Annotated in this window: 1 pseudogene; it reads left to right on the top strand. The window is 69.8% G+C overall.

Annotated elements, in window-relative coordinates:
- A pseudogene (locus DBR23_RS30080) lies at window positions 1-391 on the top strand (MFS transporter); the annotation flags it as partial.

Raw genomic sequence — 391 nt, 5'->3', positions numbered from 1 at the left:
GATCTCGGTGTACCGCTTTGACCCGCAGCAGGCGGGCCTGCTGGCTACCTTGTTTCTGGCCGGGGCGGTCGCGGCCAGCCTGCTGCTGGCGCCGTTCTTCCAGCTGCTGCGTGGGCGCAGCGTGGCTACCACAGGGTTTGCTGGCGCTGCCGTGGCATTTGCCGCAGCCTCCACCACGCAACAGTTTGCCTTGCTGGCCCTGTTGCACGGCGTTGCCGGGGTGGCTGCGGGCGCGGCCCTGAGCGTTACGCATGGCACCATCGCCCGCAGCCAGAACCCCCACCGCCTGTTCGCGCTGGTGGGCATGGCGCTGGGGGTGTTTGCCATCGTGTTCCTTGGCGGCACGCCGGTGCTGGTGGCGCAGCAGGGCGGGCCGGTGCTGTTCCAGGTG

Source organism: Acidovorax sp. HMWF018, assembly GCF_003061035.1.
GTDB lineage: Bacteria > Pseudomonadota > Gammaproteobacteria > Burkholderiales > Burkholderiaceae_C > Acidovorax > Acidovorax delafieldii.
The sequence above is the reverse complement of the archived record's forward strand: the minus strand, read 5'-3'. Positions and strand labels throughout refer to the sequence as shown.